Source organism: Lentzea sp. NPDC051208, assembly GCF_040682435.1.
GTDB lineage: Bacteria > Actinomycetota > Actinomycetes > Mycobacteriales > Pseudonocardiaceae > Lentzea > Lentzea kristufekii.
In genome coordinates this window covers 412,461-433,860 of sequence record NZ_JBFBAW010000003.1, presented here as the reverse complement: position 1 = coordinate 433,860, position 21,400 = coordinate 412,461, and the positions used below count along the sequence as shown (strand labels likewise).

General features: G+C 68.0%; 22 protein-coding genes and 3 tRNA genes. 14 read left to right on the top strand and 11 right to left on the bottom strand.

The features are described 5' to 3' along the window. Entirely contained in the window at positions 1 to 1,014 is a 1,014-nt protein-coding gene (locus AB0M48_RS09540; protein WP_363838355.1) for a serine hydrolase domain-containing protein, read from the top strand. Between the two features lie 2 nt (positions 1,015 to 1,016). Here AB0M48_RS09540 and AB0M48_RS09535 read toward each other — a convergent pair whose 3' ends face one another. Then, positions 1,017 to 1,925 (bottom strand): GTP-binding protein, encoded by a 909-nt coding sequence (locus tag AB0M48_RS09535; RefSeq protein WP_363837872.1) that lies wholly within the window; start codon positions 1,923 to 1,925, stop codon positions 1,017 to 1,019. Between the two features lie 11 nt (positions 1,926 to 1,936). Continuing rightward, the gene (locus AB0M48_RS09530) at positions 1,937 to 2,734 is read right to left on the bottom strand and encodes an LLM class F420-dependent oxidoreductase (RefSeq protein ID WP_363837868.1); all 798 of its coding nucleotides are present in this window, start codon (positions 2,732 to 2,734) and stop codon (positions 1,937 to 1,939) included. 92 nt (positions 2,735 to 2,826) lie between these two features. Here AB0M48_RS09530 and AB0M48_RS09525 point away from each other — a divergent pair, with 92 nt between their 5' ends. The 3 genes from AB0M48_RS09525 to AB0M48_RS09515 are packed head-to-tail and all read left to right on the top strand — an operon-like array spanning position 2,827 to position 9,697. Further along, positions 2,827 to 3,354, top strand: coding sequence for a hypothetical protein (locus AB0M48_RS09525; protein WP_363837864.1), 528 nt, complete (start codon positions 2,827 to 2,829; stop codon positions 3,352 to 3,354). Between the two features lie 2 nt (positions 3,355 to 3,356). Next, a complete protein-coding gene (locus AB0M48_RS09520) occupies positions 3,357 to 5,282 on the top strand; it encodes a flotillin family protein (protein ID WP_363837861.1) in 1,926 nt (641 codons plus the stop codon). Then, complete coding sequence (locus tag AB0M48_RS09515; protein WP_363837858.1) at positions 5,279 to 9,697, top strand: DNA repair ATPase; 4,419 nt, start codon at positions 5,279 to 5,281, stop codon at positions 9,695 to 9,697. The genes AB0M48_RS09520 and AB0M48_RS09515 overlap by 4 nt, the downstream gene beginning before the upstream one ends. On the opposite strand, the gene AB0M48_RS09510 is transcribed toward AB0M48_RS09515, so the two are convergent. Both AB0M48_RS09510 and AB0M48_RS09505 read right to left on the bottom strand, forming a co-directional pair. Next, a complete protein-coding gene (locus AB0M48_RS09510; RefSeq protein ID WP_363837854.1) occupies positions 9,687 to 10,196 on the bottom strand; it encodes a hypothetical protein in 510 nt (169 codons plus the stop codon). The genes AB0M48_RS09515 and AB0M48_RS09510 overlap by 11 nt on opposite strands. 80 nt (positions 10,197 to 10,276) lie before the next feature. Continuing rightward, positions 10,277 to 10,687 (bottom strand): PPOX class F420-dependent oxidoreductase, encoded by a 411-nt coding sequence (locus AB0M48_RS09505; protein WP_363837850.1) that lies wholly within the window; start codon positions 10,685 to 10,687, stop codon positions 10,277 to 10,279. Between AB0M48_RS09505 and AB0M48_RS09500 the strand changes: the two genes are divergently transcribed. Continuing rightward, positions 10,686 to 11,534 (top strand): oxygenase MpaB family protein, encoded by an 849-nt coding sequence (locus tag AB0M48_RS09500; protein ID WP_363837847.1) that lies wholly within the window; start codon positions 10,686 to 10,688, stop codon positions 11,532 to 11,534. The two genes, AB0M48_RS09505 and AB0M48_RS09500, sit on opposite strands and share 2 nt — an antisense overlap. 115 nt (positions 11,535 to 11,649) lie before the next feature. Then, complete coding sequence (locus tag AB0M48_RS09495) at positions 11,650 to 12,432, top strand: glutamate ABC transporter substrate-binding protein (protein ID WP_363837844.1); 783 nt, start codon at positions 11,650 to 11,652, stop codon at positions 12,430 to 12,432. Here AB0M48_RS09495 and AB0M48_RS09490 read toward each other — a convergent pair. After that, positions 12,429 to 13,469: an Ig-like domain-containing protein gene (locus tag AB0M48_RS09490; RefSeq protein ID WP_363837841.1), complete on the bottom strand. Its 1,041-nt coding sequence runs from the start codon at positions 13,467 to 13,469 to the stop codon at positions 12,429 to 12,431. The two genes, AB0M48_RS09495 and AB0M48_RS09490, sit on opposite strands and share 4 nt — an antisense overlap. 455 nt (positions 13,470 to 13,924) lie before the next feature. Between AB0M48_RS09490 and AB0M48_RS09485 the strand changes: the two genes are divergently transcribed. Beyond that, positions 13,925 to 14,128 (top strand): cold-shock protein, encoded by a 204-nt coding sequence (locus AB0M48_RS09485; protein ID WP_030477903.1) that lies wholly within the window; start codon positions 13,925 to 13,927, stop codon positions 14,126 to 14,128. Between the two features lie 251 nt (positions 14,129 to 14,379). Here AB0M48_RS09485 and AB0M48_RS09480 read toward each other — a convergent pair whose 3' ends face one another. The 4 genes from AB0M48_RS09480 to AB0M48_RS09465 form a co-directional block, all read right to left on the bottom strand. Beyond that, entirely contained in the window at positions 14,380 to 14,685 is a 306-nt protein-coding gene (locus AB0M48_RS09480) for a hypothetical protein (RefSeq protein ID WP_266035609.1), read from the bottom strand. 258 nt (positions 14,686 to 14,943) lie between these two features. Continuing rightward, entirely contained in the window at positions 14,944 to 17,127 is a 2,184-nt protein-coding gene (locus AB0M48_RS09475) for a heavy metal translocating P-type ATPase (protein WP_363837835.1), read from the bottom strand. Then, positions 17,124 to 17,330, bottom strand: coding sequence for a heavy metal-associated domain-containing protein (locus AB0M48_RS09470; protein ID WP_030477906.1), 207 nt, complete (start codon positions 17,328 to 17,330; stop codon positions 17,124 to 17,126). Before AB0M48_RS09470 ends, AB0M48_RS09475 begins: the two co-directional genes overlap by 4 nt. A gap of 55 nt (positions 17,331 to 17,385) precedes the next feature. Beyond that, positions 17,386 to 17,646 (bottom strand): hypothetical protein, encoded by a 261-nt coding sequence (locus tag AB0M48_RS09465; protein WP_363837830.1) that lies wholly within the window; start codon positions 17,644 to 17,646, stop codon positions 17,386 to 17,388. Between the two features lie 153 nt (positions 17,647 to 17,799). On the opposite strand from AB0M48_RS09465, the gene AB0M48_RS09460 reads away from it, so the two are divergent. The 5 genes from AB0M48_RS09460 (at position 17,800) to AB0M48_RS09440 (ending at position 19,223) form a co-directional block, all read left to right on the top strand. After that, a complete protein-coding gene (locus tag AB0M48_RS09460; RefSeq protein WP_363837827.1) occupies positions 17,800 to 18,045 on the top strand; it encodes a hypothetical protein in 246 nt (81 codons plus the stop codon). A 126-nt stretch (positions 18,046 to 18,171) separates the two neighbouring features. Continuing rightward, positions 18,172 to 18,801 carry a ScbR family autoregulator-binding transcription factor gene (locus AB0M48_RS09455; RefSeq protein ID WP_363837824.1) on the top strand — a complete coding sequence of 210 codons (630 nt, stop codon included), beginning with the start codon at positions 18,172 to 18,174 and terminating at the stop codon, positions 18,799 to 18,801. Positions 18,802 to 18,950: 149 nt separating this feature from the next. Continuing rightward, positions 18,951 to 19,023: transfer RNA gene (locus AB0M48_RS09450), tRNA-Glu, on the top strand. Positions 19,024 to 19,061: 38 nt separating this feature from the next. Then, positions 19,062 to 19,135 (top strand) — tRNA-Asp (locus tag AB0M48_RS09445). Positions 19,136 to 19,149: 14 nt separating this feature from the next. Then, positions 19,150 to 19,223, top strand: a tRNA-Phe gene (locus AB0M48_RS09440). A 49-nt stretch (positions 19,224 to 19,272) separates the two neighbouring features. Here AB0M48_RS09440 and AB0M48_RS09435 read toward each other — a convergent pair. Beyond that, on the bottom strand, positions 19,273 to 19,983 hold the full coding sequence (locus tag AB0M48_RS09435; RefSeq protein ID WP_363837821.1) for a hypothetical protein: 711 nt from the start codon (positions 19,981 to 19,983) through the stop codon (positions 19,273 to 19,275). A 61-nt stretch (positions 19,984 to 20,044) separates the two neighbouring features. Here AB0M48_RS09435 and AB0M48_RS09430 point away from each other — a divergent pair, with 61 nt between their 5' ends. Both AB0M48_RS09430 and AB0M48_RS09425 read left to right on the top strand, forming a co-directional pair. Further along, the gene (locus AB0M48_RS09430; RefSeq protein ID WP_030473166.1) at positions 20,045 to 20,254 is read left to right on the top strand and encodes a helix-turn-helix domain-containing protein; all 210 of its coding nucleotides are present in this window, start codon (positions 20,045 to 20,047) and stop codon (positions 20,252 to 20,254) included. Then, on the top strand, positions 20,251 to 20,778 hold the full coding sequence (locus tag AB0M48_RS09425; RefSeq protein ID WP_363837817.1) for a Clp protease N-terminal domain-containing protein: 528 nt from the start codon (positions 20,251 to 20,253) through the stop codon (positions 20,776 to 20,778). The genes AB0M48_RS09430 and AB0M48_RS09425 overlap by 4 nt, the downstream gene beginning before the upstream one ends. On the opposite strand, the gene AB0M48_RS09420 is transcribed toward AB0M48_RS09425, so the two are convergent. Next, on the bottom strand, positions 20,729 to 21,382 hold the full coding sequence (locus AB0M48_RS09420) for a hypothetical protein (protein ID WP_363837813.1): 654 nt from the start codon (positions 21,380 to 21,382) through the stop codon (positions 20,729 to 20,731). The genes AB0M48_RS09425 and AB0M48_RS09420 overlap by 50 nt on opposite strands. Positions 21,383 to 21,400: the final 18 nt, after the last annotated feature.

The window sequence follows — 21,400 nt, the reverse complement described above, 5'->3', positions numbered from 1 at the left end:
ATGGCCGCGCTCACGGCGCTGACTCTCCTTGTCCCCCAGCAGCTCGCTCAGATCGTCGAGGACAAAACGCCCGGCGTCGAGGCCCACGTCCACGGTCGCAACCACGTGGCGGGCAAGGCTCCGCTCAACGGGCAGGTGCGGATCGGCAGCATCACGAAGTCGTTCGTGGCGGTCGCGACGCTCGAACTCGTCGCGGAGAACAAGGTCGAGCTCGACGGGCCCGTGAACAGGTACGTGCCGCACATCAAGGACGACCGCATCACCGTGCGCCAGGTCCTGCAGCACACCAGCGGGTTGCCGGAGTACGTGCTCGAGATCGGCGTCCCGAAGATCGCCGACATCCGGGACCGCTACTTCGCGCCGCACGACCTGCTGGACGCCGCCCTGCGGCTCCCGCCGAGCTTCTCGCCGGGCGAGAAGTACGCGTACAGCAACACGAACTACGTCGTGGCCGGGCTGCTGATCCAGAAGGTGACCGGGCGTCCGATCGGTGAGGCGATCCAGAAGGTCATCACCGAGGCCGGCCTGAAGGACACGTACTGGCCTGGCCAGGGCGAGCAACGCATCCGCGGCCGCCATGCGCAGGCCTACGCGCTGAGCGACCTGCTCGACCCGAAGTCCGCGGTCGTCAACGCGACGGAGATCGAGACGTCGGCGGCTTGGGCGTCCGGTGCGATGGTCTCCACGCCCGCGGACGTCGCCAAGTTCTTCAGGACGCTGCTGAACGGCGGCCTCCTCGCGAAGCCGCAGCTCGACGAGATGCGCAAGGCCGTCACGGTCGACGAGAAGAGCGCCTACGGGCTCGGGCTGGAGAGCACCAAGCTGAGTTGCGGCGGGGTCTGGTGGGGGCACGGCGGGTCGATCCACGGCTGGGCGTCGCTCGGCGGTGCGACCGATGGCGGCAAGAGCGCGGCGATCACGCTCACCGCGCTGCCCGGCACGTTCGGTGACGACCCGGCGAAGAAGTTCCAGCAGGTGTTCGACGTGATGGACACCGCGTTCTGCAAGAAGTGACGTCAGCGGACGTACCGGAGCACCCAGAGCATGTCCTGCTCGGTAACCGGTCCGTCCGCGACGCACGCCAGCAGCCAGTCCGTCAGCGCTTCCGGATCGATGCCCGCCCCGATCAGCACCAGCTGAGTCGGGGCGTCGTCGACGGGTTCGAAGGAGACGTAGGCGCCGACGGTGTGCAGCATGAACGTGCCGCCTGGGAACCGCACGAAGCCCTTGGCGCGGAACAACCCCTCCGGCCGCGCGCTCAGGAAGTCCATGAACAGCTTGGGGTGCAACGGATCCGGCCACTCGAACGACACGCTGTCGTAGCGGGCGTGCGCGTGGGTGGAGTGGTCGTCCAGGTCGTCGAACGACAGCTGCCGCGGCCCCAGGTCCGGCGGCCGCACCTCGAACAACAGCGCCGGATCGATCCGCCCGTAGGAAACCGGAAGCACCGGTGCCGAACAGGGCAGCGAGGGCAACGACGACACCCGGTCGACCTTGTTCAGCACCACCAGGTCAGCCAGCGCGAGGTCGCGAGAAAGGTGCGGCACGGCGTCGAGCTCCACGGCGTCGACCACGTAGATCAGCCCGCCGTAGGCCACCCCCGGCGCCTGCAACACCATCCGCACCATCGCCGCCGGCTCGGCGAGACCGGACGCCTCGATCACGATGACGTCCAGGTCCGCCGAAGCGAGCTTCGCCAGCATCCCGTCCAGTTCGGTGCCGTCGACCGCGCAGCACAGGCAGCCGTTCGACAGCGACACCATCGAGTCGACCTGGGCCGAGACGGCGAACGCGTCGATGTTGATCCGCCCGAAGTCGTTGACCACGACGCCGATCCGCGTGCCGCCGGACGTGCGCAGCAGGTGGTTGAGCAGGGTGGTCTTGCCGGAGCCGAGGAAGCCGGCGAGCACGACGACGGGGATCACGACGTTCCAGGCTAGCCGGTGAACTCCGAGTTCCTCTTCAAGACCTCTTCCACCGTGCCGTCGAACATCGGCGGGTAGATCACGAGCTCGTCCACGCCGAGGTCCTCGTACTCGCGGATCACCGAGGCCGACAGCGGGACCTGCGCGGACACGCTGATCCGGAAGCCGTCGGGTCGCGAGGGGAACTTGGCGAGGTGGCCGCGGATGTCTTCGGGCGTGCCGATGCCGAACCACCCCTGGGCACGCGTCACCGCCCGCCGGATCGCCGAGGCGCTGTGGCCGCCGACGACCACGCGCACGTTCGACGGGCGGGGGTGGGCCTCGACGCCGGAGAACGACACGAACTCGCCCTGGAAGGACGGCTCCGGCGCGTGCCAGAGCTGGTCCATCGCGTCCAGGTACTCGTCCGTCCTCTTGCCACGGTCGTTGAACGACACCCCGACCGCGGCCATCTCCTGCGGAACGTAACCCGCGCCGACGCCGAGCGTCATGCGCCCGCCGCTGAGCAGGTCGAGCGACGCCACCTGTTTCGCCAGCACGACCGGGTTGCGCTGCGGCAGGATCACGATGCCGGTCGCGAGTTGCAGCGTGGATGTGACCGCCGCCACATAACTCAGATGTGCCAGCGGATCCACGATCACGGTGTCAGGCTCTGACGGCGACGGGTCGACGCGTGGGCTCGGCAGCACCACGTGATCCGATGCCCACCACGAGCGGTAGCCGAGTGATTCAGCCAGTTGGGCGAGCCGTCGCGTCTCGTCCGGTCCGGCGGTGTCGCCGGTGTTCAGTCCCTGCACCCCGATGTCCATGATCGGGACAACGATCGATCGGCATCGATGATTCCCGGAAGTGCAACGGATTCGGAGTTTCGCGCATCTGAGTGTCGAGATAGGGGGCGATGATGACCGAGTTCCTGGCTGCCGCGGTGGCGTTTCCGACCGTGGTGTTCAGCCTGCTGGTGCTCGTGGTGCTGGCGTACTGGCTCACGGTCGCGTTGGTGGGCCTGGACTTCGACGCCCCGGTCCTCCCGATCTCGATCTCGCTGTTCATCGTGATCACCTGGTTCGCCGCGCTGGTCGGCACGGTGTTCACGCCGGAAGGTTCGTTGCGGTACGCCGTCCTCGCCGGTTCGCTGCTCGTGGGCGCGCTCGTCACGAAGATCCTTTCCATCCCGCTCCGGAACTGGACGAAACCGGAGAAACCGGCGTCCCGCAACGACTTCGTGGGCCGCACCGCGATCGTCAGGACGTCCACGGTCACCGAGCGGTACGGGCAGGCCGAGGTGACCGCAGACGACGGCGGCACGGCGGTCGTGCAGGTGCGAGCGGCGCAGAGCACCGAACTGAAGGCGGGCCAGACCGCGCTGATCTTCGACTACGACGCAGAGGGCGAGTTCTTCTGGGTCGTGGACATCACCACAGGGGGCTGACAATGGGTGCGATCTCCACCGGGCTGATCGTGATGATCGCCGTGATCGCGGTTGTGCTGATCTTGGCGCTGATCACGCTGAGCAGGCTGTTCAAGAAGTGCGAGCAGGGCAAGGCGCTGATCGTCTCGAAGATGCGCAAGGTCGACGTGACCTTCACGGGCACGGTCGTACTACCCGTGCTGCACAGATGCGAGACGATGGACATCTCGGTGAAGACCATCGAGATCCGCAGGGCCGGCAACGAGGGCCTGATCTGCAAGGACAACATCCGCGCCGACATCCGCATCACGTTCTTCGTGCGGGTCAACAAGACCGTCGAGGACGTCATCAAGGTCGCGCAGGCGATCGGCACCGAGCGCGCGAGCCACGAGCAGACGCTGCAGGAGCTGTTCAACGCCAAGTTCTCCGAGGCGCTCAAGACCGTCGGCAAGCAGCTCGACTTCGTCGACCTCTACACCCACCGCGACGAGTTCCGCGACCGGATCGTCCAGGTCATCGGCACCGACCTCAACGGCTACAGCCTCGAGGACGCGGCCATCGACTACCTGGAGCAGACGCCGCTCAAGCAGCTCGACCCGGCGAACATCCTGGACGCGCAGGGCATCCGCAAGATCACCGAGCTGACCGCGATCGAGCACGTCAAGACCAACGAGTTCACCCGCAACGAGGAGAAGGAGATCACGCGCCAGAACGTCAGCGCGCGTGAGGCGATCCTGGAACTCGAACGGCGCCAGGCCGACGCGGAGATCAAGCAGAAGCGCGCGATCGAGACGGCCCGCGCGCAGCAGGAGGCGGAGACGCAGAAGGTGCAGGCCGAGGAGCGTCTCAAGGCCAACACCGCGTTCATCCGCACCGAGGAGCAGCTCGGCATCCAGACCGAGAACAAGGCCCGCGAGATCGCCGTCGCCGAGAAGAACCGCGAGCGCGTGATCGCCGTCGAGACCGAGCGCATCGAGAAGGACCGCATGCTGGAGGTCATCGCCCGCGAACGCGAGACCTCGCTGCGCATGATCGAGAAGGACAAGGAGCTCGAGCACGAGCGCCGCGCGATCGCCGACCTGGTGCGCGAGCGCGTCGCCGTCGAGAAGACGGTGGCCGAGCAGGAGGAGAACATCAAGCGCCTGCGCGCGGTCGAGGAAGCCGAGCGCGACCGCCAGCAGATCATCATCAGGGCCGAGGCCGAGGCGCAGGAGTCGCTGGTCAAGGACATCAAGGCCGCCGAGGCCGCCGAGCAGTCCGCGCAGCACAAGGCCCGGGAAGAGGTCGTGCTCGCCGAGGCGCGCAACAAGGCCGCCGAGCTGGACACCCGCTCCAAGATCCGCCTCGCGGAGGGCACGCAGGCCGAGGCCGCGGCCAAGGGCCTGGCGGACGCGCTGGTCAAGGAACGCGACGCCGCCGCGTCCGAGGCGTTCGGTCGCGCCGAGGCCGTGGTCGACCGCGAGAAGGCACTCGCCGACGCCGAGGGCATCAAGGAACGCCTCAAGGGCGAGGCGGAAGGCCTGTCGCACAAGGCGGAGGCGATGGCCGCGCTCGACACAGCGACCCGCGAGCACGAGGAGTACCGGCTCCGTCTCGAGGCGGAGAAGGAGATCCGGCTCAGGGGCATCGACGTGCAGCGCGAGATCGCCGAGGCCCAGGCCATGGTGCTCGCGGCCGGCCTGGAGAAGGCCGACATCGACATCATCGGTGGTGACTCGATGTTCTTCGACAGGATCGCCAGCTCGATCACCGCGGGCAAGCAGGTCGACGGCTTCGTCGGGAACTCCGACGTGGTCCAGGCGCTGGGCTCGAAGTGGATGGACGGGTCGGCGAACTTCCCGGAGGACCTGACCAAGATCCTCAGCTCGTTCACCACGGGTGACGCGCAGAACATCGCCGCGGCGATCGCGCTGACCCAGATGGCCAAGAACAACGGCCAGAACGCATGACCGTCCTCGACGCGGGCACCTACGAGGTGCTGCGAGCCCGGCTGGCCGAACAGGCCACCGGGCTCGCCCGGAGCACGGAAGCGCTGAACGCCCAGCGCGTCGAGACGTTCGGCAGCACGGCCCTCGAACTCCTCGCCACCGAACGCATCCGCACCGAGAACAACTGCGTCCCGCGCGACATCGTCGCTCTCGGCGACGTGATGCTGTTCGGCTACAACGTGTTCATGGGTCTCAAGCCCGAGACCAAGGTCAGCGACGTCTTCGCGGTGCACGGCAGGGACTTCGCCACGGTCGAGGCGGAGTTCCTGCAGGACCCGAGGTTCCGCAACGACTTCGCGGAGCTGTACCGGTACTACCGCGAAACGCGGCTGCTCCAGCTGCGCACGGTCGAGTCACGGCTGCTCGCGGTGTTCCAGACCGGCGCGCAGATCGAGGACATCCGCGTACTGCGCTGGGACATCAAGGTCGACGGCACGGTCACCTACGTCGACAACCGCGGCGACCGCGATCACGTCTTCCCGCCCTCGCACGACTTCACGTGGGTCGAGACGACCCGCGAGCAGCACGTGCTCGGCCGGCACCCGCACATCGCGATCGACGACGAGGTCTTCGTCGAGACGGTCGGCGGCACGCTGACCGTCAAGATCGAGAACAACACCGAGTCCGGCCAGGGCGTGTACGAAGAGCCCGTCGACGAGCCGTTGCAGAGCCTCGCGGACGCCGACGTGCACTACGCCCGCGTCGGCCCGCTGATCCTGCTGCGCGTCCTGCCGTACAAGGAGACGGTGTGGCGGCACCTCGTCTTCAACACCCGCACCAAGGTGGTGACGCGGCTCGACGGCATCGGTCAGGCGTGCCAGCGCCTGCCGGAGGACCAGGGGATCATCTTCCCCGGCGGCTACTACCTGGTCACGGGCGCGGACAAGACCTTCGACGTCGACACCGACGAGCTGGAGTTCGAGCGGGTCGTCCGGTCGGCGAACGGCGAGGACGTGCTGTTCGTCTTCCACGCCCGCAGGGAGGGCCGCAGCCTCCTGTTGCCCTACAACGTGATCCGCAAGGAGGTCGCGACCCCCATCGTCTGCCACGGCTACTCGCTCTTCGCCGACGGCACGCTGGTGGTCTTCCGCGAGACCGGCTCAGAGGCCGTGCGCGTGCACCCGATGCAGGTGTGGCGCACGCCGTTCGTCCTCGACGAGGTGCTGCCCGACCAGGCGGGCCCGCTCGCCCGCATCGGCAACGCCGAACTCGTCCGCGGCATCTCGGACTGCCTGTCCATCACCAGGATGAGCGCCGAGATGACCCCGAGCGTGCCGGTGTTCGAGGGCCTGATCGCCCTGTGCACCAGGGTGATCGACGGTGTCCACTGGCTCGACGAGCTGGGGCTCAAGCAGGACGTCCAGGCCGTGCGCGCCACGGCCGAGCAGGTGCTGGACGAGTTCGAGGCCGTCCGCACGCTCACCGAGCACGCCGCCGAGCAGCTCCACCAGGCCGCGGAGAAGCTGGCGAGCCTGATCAGGCTCGCCAGGTCGGCCGCGCCGCGCAGCGCCGACGAATGGGTGCGGCTGCTGGCCGACCTGCGGTCCGCCCAGGGCCGGCTGATCACCCTCAAGGACCTGAAGTACGTCGACGTCGAGGAGATCGACCGGCGCGAAGCCGAACTGGTCGAGGAACTCGGCGCGTCCGCGCGCCGGGCCGTCGCGTTCCTCAGCGGCGAGGGCGCGTTCGCCCAGTACCACGAGGAGATCGACCGGATCGCGGCCGCGGAGCTGACGACCGCCGCCGAGGCGAAGCCGTTGCGCGAACGGCTCGCGCAGCAGCAGGCCGGACTGGAGGTGCTGACCGAGGTCGTCAGCACCCTCGACGCCGCCGACACCACGACCCGCACGCAGATCCTGGCGAGCATCGGCGAGGTGCTGGCCGCGGTCAACCGCGCACGCGCCACCGTGGACGGTCGCCGCGCCCAGCTCGCGAACGTCGAGGGCCGCGCCGAGTTCGCCGCGGAGTTCGCGCTGCTCGGCCAGGCCATCACCGGCGCGCTGTCGGTGGCGGACACCCCGCAGCGGTGCGACGACCAGCTCGGCAGGCTGTTGCTGCAACTGGAGAACCTGGAGTCGCGGTTCGGCGAGTTCGACGACTTCCTCGCCCAGGTCGGCGCCAAGCGCACGGACGTCTACGAGGCCTTCTCCGCCCGCAAGCAGACGCTGCTCGACGAACGCGCCCGCAGGGCCGACAGGCTCGTGCAGTCCGCGGAACGGGTGCTCGGCACGATCCGGCGTCGCGTCGGGAAGCTGACCTCGACCGACGAGATCAACACGTACTTCGCCGGCGACCCGATGGTCGCCAAGGTCCGCGCGGTCGCCGAGCAGCTCAGGGAACTCGGCGACGGCAGGGCCGACGAGCTCGACGCGAGTCTGCGCGATGCCCGGCAAGAGGGAGGCCGGGCACTGCGCGACCGGGCCGATCTGTACGACGGCGCGTCGATCGTGCTCGGTCGCCACCGCTTCCCGGTGACGACCGAGCCGATGAACCTCACCCTCGTGCCGCGCGACGGCAGGCTGTTCTACGCGGTCACCGGCACCGACTACCGCAGCGAGGTCACCGACCCCGCGTTCGAGGCCACCAGGCCGTTCTGGGACCAGCTGCTCGTCTCGGAGACGCAGCACGTCTACCGCTCGGAGCACCTCGCGGGGAGCCTCCTCGCCGAGGGCCGCACCGACGTCGCGAACGCCGCCGCGGAACGCTACGACGAGGGCTACGAGAAGGGCGTCCACGACCACGACGCCGAGAAGATCCTCGCTGTCCTGCAACGGCTCCACGCCGGTGCCGGACTGCTCAGGTACCCGCCGCACACCCGCGCGGCGGCACAGATCTTCTGGGCCGGGCAGCCCGAGGACCAACGCGCTGTGTGGGCGCGCAAGGCCGAGTCGCTGGCCCGCGCCCGCACGATCTTCGGTGGCACGCACGGGATTCCCGAGCTGTGCGGGCAGTTCGGACTCGAAGAGCTCACCGCCGAGTACCTGTTCGAGGAACTCGCCTGCGAGCCCAGGGGATTCGTCACCAGCAAGGCCGCCCGCGCGGTGATCGACAGGTTCCGCGCCGTGGTCACCGAGGAACTCCACGACCGCGACCTGATCGAGGCGTGGCTGCGCGCGTTCCTGAAGGACGAGGACTGCCCGGAGTTCCCCGAGGTCGTGGCGATCCTGCTCACCGACCTGCCGCGCTACGACTCCAGCGCGGCGCTGACCGAGACCGTCTCGGGCCTGCTCGGCACGCATCCCCGCGTGCAGAACCAGTCGATGGACCTGCGCCTCGACGAGGCCCTGACCAGGCTCAGGGCCTTCCGCACCGGACAGGTGCCGGCCTTCCGCGCGTACCAACGCCGGCGCGACGAGCTGCTGGCCGGGGAACGGCGCAGGCTCAGGCTCGACGACTACCAGCCGGCCGTGCTGAACACGTTCGTGCGCAACAGGTTGCTGAACGAGGTCTACCTGCCGTTGATCGGCGACAACCTCAGCAAGCAGCTGGGCGACGGCACCGGCCTGCTGATGCTGATCTCCCCGCCCGGCTACGGCAAGACGACGCTGATGGAGTACGTCGCGAACCGCCTGGGCATGGTGTTCGTCAAGGTCAACGGCCCGGCGCTGGGCACCGGCGTCACCTCGCTCGACCCGCAGGAGGCACCGAACGCCACGGCACGGCAGGAGGTCGAGCGGATCAACTTCGCGTTCGCCCTGGGCAGCAACGTCCTGCTGCACCTCGACGACATCCAGCACACCTCACCGGAGCTGCTGCAGAAGTTCATCTCGCTGTGCGACGCCCAGCGCCGGGTCGAGGGTGTCTGGGACGGCGAGCCGCGCACGTTCGACCTGCGGGGCAAGCGCTTCGCCGTGTCGATGGCAGGCAACCCGTACACCGAGACCGGCCGGGCGTTCCGGGTGCCCGACATGCTCGCGAACCGCGCGGACGTGTGGAACCTGGGCGACGTGCTGTCCGGTCGCGACGCCCTGTTCGCGTTGAGCTACCTGGAGAACGCCTCCGGCTCGAACCCGGCATTGGGTGGCGTCGACGTGGAACCGTTGGTGCGCATGGTGAACGGCGAGAGCGTCCGGCACGAGTACGAAACCGTCGAACTCGAACGCATGCTGTCCGTCGTCCGGAAGCTGCAACGGATCCAGCAGGTCGTGCTCAAGGTCAACCAGGCGTACATCGCCTCGGCGGCGGAGGAGTCCGAGCGGCCGTTCCTGTTGCAGGGCAGCTATCGCAACATGAACAGGATGGCCGCGCGGATCGTGCCGGCGATGAACGACGACGAGGTCGAGGCGTTGATCGACGACCACTACCTCGGCGAGGCCCAGCTGCTCGGCGCACTGGCGGAAGCGAACCTGGCGAAGCTCAGGGAGCTCAAGGCCTAGCGTCGTCGTCGCAGCTCAGCTCGAACCGGTCGAACCGGCCACCGTCCGGCCCGTGCAGGTCGATCGGTTCGAGCTGGTGCTCCTCCAGGAACTCGCAGAGCTCCTCGGCGTCGAGCGGCCACTTCAGGCAGTGCTTGAAATCGTCGCCGAAGATCTTCGAGTCGCAGCGCAGCAGGTCGTGCAGGTCGGGCCGGGGCTTGCCCGGTCGCGGCGGAGGTGGCGGCCGGCGCCCGGGTTGCGGAGGCGGTGGCCGGTCGGCGGCTCCGGGGGGAGGCGGCGGAGGCGGTGGCGGAGGCGGAGGGTGCGGCCGCTCGACTCCGACGGCGGAGACGGTGGTCGTGGCGGTCGCGGTGACGACCTCGGGCGGCAGGGGCGGCGGTGCGACCAGCCGGATGTCGACGGGCTTGTCCGGGAGTGGCGAGAACAGAGCCGCGATCAGGGCAGCGCCCATCACCGCGACCGCGGCTGTGAAGTAGCCGCGGCGTCTGACACCAGTCATCGCTTCCGCTCCCCAGGTTCCGCCTGCCCGGTAGCCGCCGTCCCCGTGGAATCGTTGCGCCCGCTAACGGTGTTACAGGCTCAGCCCGTCTTGTCCGGTCCGGCGGAGGTCAGCGAAATCCGCAGGATCACGCGTTGCTCGCGCTTCATCGCCGCCCGGTAGTCGTTCCAGTCGGAGTGCTCGCCGGAGATCGTCCGGTAGTACTGGACCAGCAGGTCCATGGCCTCGGGCAACGGCACGACCGTCGCGGTTCCGTTGATCTGGATCCAGCGGCCGAAGAAGCTGTCCGGCAGCACGCACAGCGAGACGTGCGGATCCCGCTCCACCTGCTTCGTCTTGTACGCGGTGGCTCGTGTGGAGACGAGCACGTCGCCGTTGTCGTCGAGCGCGACGAGCACCGGTGACATGGCCGGTGTGCCGTCGGACTTCAGTGCGCAGAACACCGCGCGGTGCTGACTGCGGAGCACTTCCCGTGCCTGGTCCAGGTCCATGGTCCTCATCCTGGCGACGCGGGACGATGTCCGCATGCCCGATCCGAACTCCGTGAGCTGGCAGATGCACGCGGACCCGGCGATGTGGATCGCCGGGATCGCGAGCCTCTACCTGCAGGCACTGCACCCCAAGGCGGTCGCGGGTGTCGTGCAGAACTCGAACTTCCAGGCCGATCCGCTCGGCAGGCTCAAGCGCACGGCGGATTTCGTCGGCCTCGGCGTCTACGGCACCGACGAGGAGATCGCCACCGCCGCGGCACGGGTGCGGGCCACGCACCGGAGCCTGCGCGGCGTCGTCGACGGCCAGACCTTCCGCGTGGACGAGCCCGAACTGCTGCTCTGGGTACATTGCTCGGAGGTTTCGTGCTTCGAAACAGTGCTCGACCGTGCGGGGTACGGCCTGAGCGACAGGCAGAAGGACCTCTACTACGCCGAGCAGCGATCCGCAGCCGCTTTGGTCGGATTGCACCCGGATGAAGTACCGGGATCCAGGCGTGAAATGGCCGAATACTTCGACCGGATGCGTCCCGTTCTGCGTCGAACGACCGATTCCGATGTGATCTACGACTTCTTGCACGGTCCGCCGGTGCAAGGTCCGCTCCGCCACGGACTACCCGTGTACCGGGTTCTCGTGGGCCACCTGGCCTATTCGGTACTACCCGACTGGGCTGTCGAACTACACGGCCGAAAGTCGTACGCGCACGCCGATCTGTGGCTGCGAATGATGCGCCGAACTGCGCTTTTGATCCCCGGCAAGGTCAGAAGGCTGGCTCCGCCCGGCCATCTCAGGCGCGCGATCGAACGTCACGGAAGGCATGTGACACCGAGCAAAGCGAGGCTTCCGTAGTTGTCATACATCACAGTCGATCATCGCCGCAGGTCCGTAGCATTGCGCACGAATCCACACCACCCCCGGAAGGCCTGTCGTGATCCGTCGTGCCGCGCTACTGACTGCCATTGCGGTGTTCGCCACCGCCTGTGGGAGCGGTGACACCAGCACAGTCATCGGACGTGCCGACTCCGGGAAGCTGACGATCGGCATCCGTTACGACCAGCCCGGCATGAGCCAGCGCCGGCTCGACGGCCGGTACGTCGGCTTCGACGTGGACGTCGCCAAGTACGTGGCGAACGAGCTCGGGGTCGAGGAACGTGACATCACCTTCAAGGAGGCCCGCGGCGCCGCCCGCGAGTCGATGCTCGAGAACGGCGAGGCCGACCTGATCATCGCCTCGTACTCGATCACCGACGCCCGCAAGGAGAAGGTCGCCTTCGCCGGCCCGTACTTCGAGACGGGCCAGGGCATGCTGGTGCGCTACACCGAGAACGCCATCCAGGGCCCGGAGACCATGAACGGCCGCAAGCTGTGCTCGGTCAAGGGATCCACCTCCGCGCAGAAGGTGAAGACGGACTTCTCGCAGCAGGTGCAGATCGTCGAGTACGGCCAGTACTCCGACTGCGTGATCGCTCTCATGGCGGGCAACGTCGACGCCGTCACGACCGACGAGGTCATCCTCGCCGGGTTCGCCGCGGAGAACCCCGAGCTGCTCAAGCTCGTCGGCAAGACGTTCTCCAAGGAGCGCTACGGCATCGGCGTGCCGAAGAATGACACCGAGTCGCGCGACGCGGTGAACAAGGCGATCGAGAAGATGATTTCAAGCGGTGAGTGGAAGCGGGCCCTCGAACGCAACGTCGGTCCGTCGGGTTACGAGATCCCGCAGCCACCCCAGATCACCGAGAAGAGTTAGCTGATGGCCGCGGACTTGGCGGTCCAGGCCGCCCAGTCCAGCGTCCACTGCCAGTAGTCGCCGTGAGCAGGCCCGTTCGGGTCGGCCAGGCCGAGCTGCACCGAGGAACCCACGACCTCGACCGGGTCACCGACCATCGTCAGGTCGAAGAAGATCCTGGCGTTGGGGCCGGACAGGTTCGCGCACCCGTGCGACACGTTCTCCTTGCCCTGGTTGGGGATCGTGCCGTTGTTCTCGTGCACGAACTCGCCGTTCTGGGAGATCAGCACCGCCCAGGTGACCGGGACGTCGTAGTCGTACACCGTGCTCTTCATCCTCCGCGAGGCTTCCTTCTGCTGCACCACGTGGATGCCGGACCGCGTCACCCTGCCCGGGTCGCTCTCCAGGCCGTACGACGCCGGGAAGTCGTGCAGCAGCACGCCGTCGCGGTAGATCTCGAACCGCTTGGTCTGCGTGTTCGCCTTGGCCACCAGTGCGCGGTCCGCGATCTTGAACTGCGCGTGCATGTCGGCCTTGCCGAACGCGCCCCCGCCGAACGGCACGCCGTAGATGGCGACGTCGAGGAAGACCTCGGTGCTCGGCTTCCAGTACTCCTTCGGCCTCCAATGCGCCTCGGTGTCGGACAGCCACGCCCACGCGCCCTCGGTCGGCACGGACGTCTTGACCGTCATCGCCTTCTGCACGGAGGCCTTGTCCTGCACGGGCGCGCTGAAGGTCACCTTCAACGGCATGGCGACGCCGTAGGTCTGGTTGTCGCCGACGTTCAGCTTCGCGCTGGTGAGCCGCTGCGGCTTGACGGTGCGGAACGACCCGGTGACCGGGACGTCGGTCCCGTCCTCACCCTTGGCCGAGCCGGACCAGGTGTAGGCCTTGTCGTAGCCCAGGTCCTCGGTCGCGACCCAGCGCCCGGCGGAGAGTTCCCCCTTCACCACCCGGCCGTCGGGGCCCGTCAGCACGACGGCGGTCAGCGCGCCACCGGTCATTCCGACCTCGAATGGGCCGGCCGGGCTGATCCCCTCGCCCGATGCCGGCGTCACGGTGAGTACTGCCTTCGCCTTCTGCTCCGCAGCCGGTGCAGTGGTCTGCGAACCGGCCCCGGTCGCACCATCGGGTGCGGCGCTGCAGGCGGTCAATCCCAGTAGTAGAGCCAAAACCAGTGGCCGGAACACGTTTCTCCCCAAGATCCCCTCGTCCAACGAACATGAGGACGCGCGGCGGCGGAACACGTTGCTCGGCGAATTGCGATCACCCACCCGGACCAGCGCATTTACTCCTGTTGAGGCACCCAACCGGCCGGTAATGACCTGTAGTGCTATGACCAATCACACGTTAGGCTGACCCGCGCAGGCCGTGGTTTCTGTGTTCGTGCTTCACACGCTCGCGGAACGACACGCGGGCGTGCGGTGCGCTCTCAGCGAGTTTGCCTAACGCCCCCGGGACGGCCGGGGTTGCACGGTGCAGCCCCAAGCTTTCCTGCGATGGAGGCAGGTACATGGCACAGGGCACTGTCAAGTGGTTCAACTCCGAAAAGGGCTTTGGCTTCATCGCCCAGGACAACGGCGGCGCTGACGTCTTCGTCCACTACTCGGAGATCCAGGGTCAGGGTTTCCGCACCCTGGAGGAGAACCAGCGAGTGGAGTTCGAGGTCGGCCAGGGCACCAAGGGTCCGCAGGCCCAGAACGTCCGCGCGGTCTGAGGTTTGCACTAAGCCGCAATTGAGTCGTACGCGAGAAGGACCCTCGACCGGGCTCGGTCGAGGGTCCTTCTTCGTCTTTGCTCTGGGCTGGGCCGTGTCCCGGAAGTTCGTCCGGTGGCAGGCGCGGCCGAGAGACTCGGAGACGGCGCCGCCGCGATGCCCTCATACCGGGCGTGTTGGGGCGTCGCGGCGGTGTCGTCTCCGGGGCACTCGGCCGCTACTGCCGCCCGACGGGACTTCCGGGACACGGCCTAGTGGCCGCGCTGACGCGCTTCCCACTCCAGGCGCTGCATGACCCACTCCGTGGCGAGAGCCTGCGGGGAGGTCTGGCGCTCGGCAGCGAGTTCCTTGAGCTGCTCGTTGGCCATGAGTTGCAGCCTCAGCTGGTACACCTGCGCGCTGCCGAAGCCCGAGGCGGTGGTCTCGTTGTCCGCGTCCGGGGCCAGGGCGGCCAGGTAGGAGGTCAGCTCGTCGTCGTGCGACGTCTCCGGTTGCTGCGGGTCGTCCGCAGGGCGGTGACGGCCGGACTTGGAGCGTCCGAGGGATCCGATAGGCACCGGGACACGATAACGGCTCGGTCACGGAAGCCAAACCCCTGTGAGCCGGGTCACCCCAAGGTGTAGACGGGTCTACTCAGAGTGGATCTCCGGCGAGCACCTGCCCGAGCCGGCCGCCGGGGAGCTGCGGAGGCCCCCGCGCCAGGGGGAGGAACGCGGGGGCCGGAGGGGATCTCCACAGGCGCTGACCGGGGGTGTGTCAGCTTTTGGATTGTTGCACGCGCACGCGCTCGTTGGGGAGTGTTCGCAACGAGATTCTTATGCTGCCGATGGACGGAAACCCCGTAGTCGCAAGCTGTTGGTAACAACGAACACGCTGCTGAAGGCCATTGCGGCGCCCGCGATCATGGGGTTCAGCAGACCGAGGGCCGCGAGCGGGAGTCCAGCGACGTTGTAGGCGAACGCCCAGAACAGGTTTCCCTTGATCGTGGCCAAAGTCTTGCGGGACAACCGAATCGCGTCCGCCGCCACGCGCAGGTCGCCGCGCACCAGCGTCAGGTCGCTCGCCTCGATCGCGACGTCGGTCCCGGTTCCCATGGCCAGCCCCAGATCCGCGGCCGCGAGGGCCGGCGCGTCGTTCACGCCGTCGCCGACCATGGCCACAACTCGGCCCTGTGCTTGAAGATTCCGGACCGCTTCGACTTTGCCGGACGGCAGGACGTCGGCGATGACCTCGTCGATGCCCACCTCGGCCGCGACCTCGGCGGCCACGGAGGCGTTGTCGCCGGTCAGCAACACCGGCCGCAAACCGAGTTCCTTCAGTTCCTGAATCGCTTGTGCGGACGTGGGTTTCACGACGTCCGCCACGGCGATGGCGCCGACAACCTTGTCATCAAAGGAAACCGCGACAACAGTCCGAGTTGTGTGGGCAACCAGGGCCTCGGTCAACCCCTGCGGAAGAACGACGTTCCGCACCCGGCCCACGACGACGCGTCGGCCTTCGACGGTTCCGCTGACGCCCACGCCGTCCGTGGAAACGAAGTCCGACACCATAGGAACGTCGTTGGCCTCGCGGACGATCGCCGCGCCGATCGGGTGCTCGGACGCGTTCTCGACGGCCGCCGCGAACCGCAGCACCTCGTCGGAGTCCACACCCGCCGCGGGGATCACGTCGACCAGTGTCAGGCGGCCGGTCGTGACGGTGCCGGTCTTGTCCAGCACGACGGTGTCCACCCGCCGCGTCGACTCGAGCACCTCGGGACCCTTCACCAGGATGCCGAGCTGCGCGCCGCGGCCGGTGCCCACGAGCAACGCCGTCGGCGTCGCGAGGCCCAGGGCGCAGGGGCACGCGATCACGAGCACGGCCACCGCCGTCGTCACCGCGAACTCCAGCGGCCGTCCGGCGAGCAGCCACGCGCCGAACGACGCCAGCGCGATCAGCACGACGACCGGGACGAAGACGGCGGACACCCGGTCCGCCAGCCGCTGCACCTCGGCCTTGCCCGCCTGGGCCTGCTCGACCAGCCTGGCCATCCGCGCGAGCTGCGTGTCCGCGCCGACGGAGGAAGCCTCGACGACCAGCCTGCCGCCCGCGTTCACGGTGCCGCCGACGACCGGATCACCCTCGCCGACCTCGACCGGCACCGATTCCCCGGTGACCATCGAGCGGTCCACAGCCGAACTGCCCTCGACCACTAGGCCATCGGTGGCGACGCGCTCACCAGGGCGGACCACGAATCGTTCGCCGACCCGAAGCAGGTGGACCGGCACTCGGGTCTCCACGCCGTCGCGCAGCACCGCCACGTCCTTGGCGCCGAGTGCGAGCAACGACCGCAGGGCCGCACCCGCGCTGCGCTTCGAACGGGCCTCCAGCCAGCGTCCGAGCAGCAGGAACACGGTCACGCCGACCGCGACCTCCAGGTAGATGTCGCCGGAGGTGGTGGGCCGGGGCAGCAGGCTGAACTCGTGCCGCATGCCGATGACGCCGGCCTCGCCGAACACCAGCGCGTAGAGCGACCAGAGGTACGAGACCGTGACGCCCATCGACACGAGGGTGTCCATGGTGCTGGCACCGTGCCGTGCGTTGACGAAGGCCGCGCGGTGGAACGGCCAGCCGCACACCCACACGACCACGCTCGCCAGTGCCAGCGACACCCACTGCCAGGTCGGGAACTGCCACGCCGGGACCATCGAGAACGCGATCACCGGCACGCCGAGCACCGCGGCGAGGGTGACCCTCAGCCGCAGTTCACCGGCCTCGTCCACGTCGGGAGCCTCGGGCCGGGGCTCCTCCGCGTCGTAACCCGCCGCCCGCACGGTCGACACGAGGTCGTCCACCCGCAGGTTGTCCGGGAACTGAACGCTGGCCTTCTCGGTCGCGTAGTTCACCGTGGCGGAGACGCCGTCGAGCCTGTTCAGCTTGCGCTCGATGCGGTTCGCACAGGAAGCGCACGTCATGCCGCTGATGCTGAGCTCGACGTGGCGAGGCTCGGTGGTGGTCATGCGACCTGGTACCCGGCCTCGGTGACGGCGGCGACGACCTCGGCGCGGTCGAGCTCGCGGTCGCTGGTCACGGTGACCGCGCCGGTCTCCAGGACGACGTCGACACCCGTGACGCCCGAGACCTCGGTCAGCTCCTCGGTGACGGAGCTGACGCAGTGGCCGCAGGTCATGCCGGTGACGGTGTAGGTGGCGCTGACGGACATCGGAGCCCTTTCTCTCTTCGGAGCTCCGAGTCTATACCCCCCTGGGGTAAGCGCTCTACTGAGGACTGTCAGGTTTGGGCTGGTCCAGGTTCTGGATATCGCTCTCGATCTTGTTGACCAGGTCGTCGAGACCCTCGAGCATCTTGTCGAGCTCGGCCATCCGCGAGCCGAACGCGGACTCGATGTCGGCGTCGATGGTGTTCAGATCGATGCCGCTGAGCGCCTTGAAGATCGCTTCCTGGTCGGCTGGAGGCGGTGTCTGAGACGCGTTTTGGCCCTCGGCATCGGGGGAAGGCTCCGGCGTGGGGTCGGTCATCGGTCCATCATCCACTGGCCAGTTCCCCACCGGTACGCACGGCACCAGTACGGAAAGTAACGCTGGGTGCTGATGGAATCACTCTGCGGGGGGCTGCGGTCGTTGTCCCAGGTCGCTTAGCCTCGCGCCAACCTCAAGTCGGGGAGGGTGCTCATGAGCGGGTCACTGGAAGTGCGGAACTTCCTGTTCACGCAGGACGACAGCATGTCGCGACAGGGCGGGCCGAACGTGCCGGCCCAGCGCAACGGAGAACCCTCGCGGATCTCCGACGAACAGGTCCACCGGGCCAGGCTCGCGGTCGCCAGGAGCGCACTGGGTACCGAGGACTGCCGGATGCTGCTGGACATGCTGGGCCTGTCACCGGGCGAGGACGGCGGGGTGCCTCCGGTGCAGCGGTGAACGTCGTGCGCACGCGAAAGCGGCCCTGACTCCAGACGCGCACCCCCCGGAGCGCGTCTGCAGAACAGGGCCGCATCTCGAAACATACCCACGGGTCTCTTTAGCGGCAACGGCTAACCTTCATCCATGCCCCAGCAGGACCGGGCGTACGCGACACGTGAGGCGATACTCCACGCCGCGGCGGAGGAGTTCGACCGGCTCGGGTACGAGCGCACGTCGCTGACCGCCGTGCTCGCGCGCGCCGGCATGACCAAGGGCGCGTTCTACTTCCACTTCCGTTCGAAGGAAGCGGTCGCCGACGCCCTGATCGAACGGCAGGGCGAGCTGTGGGCGCAGGTCAGGGAGTCGTGGCGGCTTCGCGAGCTCGACCCTCTGAGTGCCCTGCACGGCATGTTCGCCGAGTCGGCCGACCGGATGGCGGCCGACGTGGTGCTGCGCGCCGGCGTGCGGCTCGCCGCCGATCGCGAGGTCGGTTATCCGGGTGTCCCGAGCGCCCACGTCATGTGGGAGAAGCTCATCGCCGCGTACGTGATCGAGGCGGCCGGGCGCGGAGACCTGCGGGAAGGCGTCGACCCGGAGGCCGTCGCCCGCACGTTGTGCAGCGCGGCGCTCGGTTCGCGGTTGATCTCTTCCGCCACGACGGCGTGCGCGGACTTCCCCTCACGGATCCGCGAGGTTCTGGGGCACGTGCTGCCCTGCGTCGCGTCTTCCGGCTGGAAGTTGTCTGGATCACAAACTGCTTCTGAACCCGCGTGACGGGCCCGAACAGCCCTGATCAGGCATTTGTTGATCTGGGCCATCCGGCCCGGAAGGGGGTTTCAGCAGGTCAGCGCATAAGTGGGACCCCCGTTTTGGAGGTGCGCGGACCTATGGCATATGCTTACGATGCTTCCAGAGACCAGCTAGTCCCCATCATCTAGCGGCCTAGGATCCCGCCCTTTCAAGGCGGTCGCGCGGGTTCGAATCCCGTTGGGGGCACGCAGTAAAGTACGGTACGGTAAGACAGCACGAAGCAAGGCCCAGTGGCGCAGTTGGTTAGCGCGTCGCCCTGTCACGGCGAAGGTCGCGGGTTCGAGTCCCGTCTGGGTCGCTTTTCTTTCTCATGGCCAGGTAGCTCAGTTGGTACGAGCGACCGCCTGAAAAGCGGTAGGTCGGCGGTTCGACCCCGCCCCTGGCCATACCTTCTTCGAAAAGAAGCCCCACAGAGTTTCTGTGGGGCTACTTTCGTCATGCGCTGAAGGTGATTCGGGCGATCGCCTGGTCGTCGTGCGTTTTGTAGCGCGGCCAACGCTGGTGCTCCGAATCACCGCGTTCTGCTTCGCGGATTCGGTCGAGCACTTCGCCGAGCGGCAATTGCTCCAGGTCCTCCCAGGAGAAAAGCCCGTACTCGGACACTCCACAGGAGACACCGTCCGTGAGAGCGATCACACTCTTGGTCTCGTCGCGGCGCCAGGTCGCCGTCAGGGCCTGGTGTCCCGCAACGGGATCGGCCTCCGCGACCCAGTAACCGCCCGGTTTGTTCGTCCACCTGAGGATGTCCGGATCGGGCCGGAGGTCTTCGAGCCTGGTGTCCTCGAGCACGCGGGTCGACTGTCCGAACGCGACGACCGGGGTGTCGCACAGCACGAGCGCCTCGATCGTGTCGTCGTTCCAGCGCACCATCGACGCGGTGGCGGCGGGCGAGTCGCCGGGGACGAGGTCGTGTTCCGCCACGAGGTTCGCGATGGCTCGGGCGAGCAGGTCCGTCAGCGGATCGGTGCCGGTGAGCAGCCGGACCAGTTCGTCGGCGAGTTTCGAGGCGTACCAGCCACCGTTGCGATCGGGTGGCCTGGTCCGGGACGTCACGCCGTCGAGTACGACGACGGCGTTCGGCAGCACGCGGATCCGATCCTCGGTGACGCGGCCCGGAGCCCCCTGCTCGGCGGTCTCGATCTTCACGCTCTCACGGTACGTGTCAACTTCGGTTGACGGATGCCGGTTGTCAACGTACGTTGACATCATGACGGAAGCAACGGATCTCGCCACAGCGGCTGGGGATCGTGACCCGAAGGTCGGGTTGCGGGCCGTCAGCGCGTTGCGGCGACTGCTCGAACATCTGGAGGCGGCCCAGGTCCGCAGTGCGCGGGCGCAGGGCTGGTCGTGGCAGGACATCGCGGCGGAACTCGGGGTGTCCCGCCAGGCGGTCCACAAGAAGCACGGGGGGCGATGATGATCGCGGAACGGTTCACGAAGGAAGCCCGTGAGGCGGTCAAGGCCGCGGTGCGGGAGGCGGAGCAGATCCACGCCGCCGAGGTCGGCGTGGAGCACCTGCTGCTGGCGTTGCTCGACTCGCCGGTGCTGGCCGGGTTCGACCTGCCGCGCGACGAGCTGGAGACGGCGTTCCGGGACTACCGGCGCAAGGGCGGGCTGACGAAGGCCGACTCGGAAGCGTTGCGCGGCTTGGGAATCGACGTCGACGCGGTGATCGAGTCGGCGGAGCAGTCACTCGGGACCGGGGTGCTGCGGCCCGGCCCGCGCCGGCGGTGGTTCGGGATGCCCCTGGAACGGGACTTCAAGAAGGCGCTGGAGAACTCGTTGCGCGAATCGCGCGACCTCGGCCACAACTACCTGGGTGTGGAGCACATCCTGCTGGCGTTGTTGCAGGGCACGGGAATCGTGGCCGAGGTGCTGACGGAACGAGGTGTCACGTACGCGGAGATTCGCAAGCGGGCCGCGAGCGCTCGCGCCACGTGAGCGCGGGCAGGAACAGCTGTGCGAGCGGGCCGATGCCCAGCGCGTAGAGGACCGTACCGATGCCGACCGTGCCGCCGAGCAGCCAGCCGGTGCCGAGCACGATCAGTTCGAGCACGGTCCTCGTGAGCCGCAGGGAGATGCCCGTGCGGCGGCAGAACCCGGTGACCAGACCGTCACGCGGGCCCGGTCCGAGCCGGGAACCGACGTACGCGGCGAACGCGACGGCGTTCAGGACGATGCCCAGTGTCAGGAACACGATTCTGGGCAGAAGTCCTTCCGGTGCGGGCAGGAGCCAGAGCGTCACGTCGACGCTGACGGCGATGACCACGACGTTCGCGATCGTGCCGATGCCGGGCTTCTGCCGCAGCGGGATCCAGGCCAGCAGGACGAGCACGCCGGTGATCGCGGTGATCAGGCCGAAGCTCAGGCCGGTGATCTTCGTGAGGCCCTCGTGCAGCACGTCCCACGGGTTCAGGCCCAGGGTGGCGCGGATCTGCATCGCCATGCTCGCGCCGTAGAGCCACAGCCCTGCGAACAGCTGCGGGAGGCGACGGGCCGGTGAGATCCGGACGGAGACCTGGTGGAGTGCGGTCATGGAGGCCATGTGGCCATACTGAGCTTC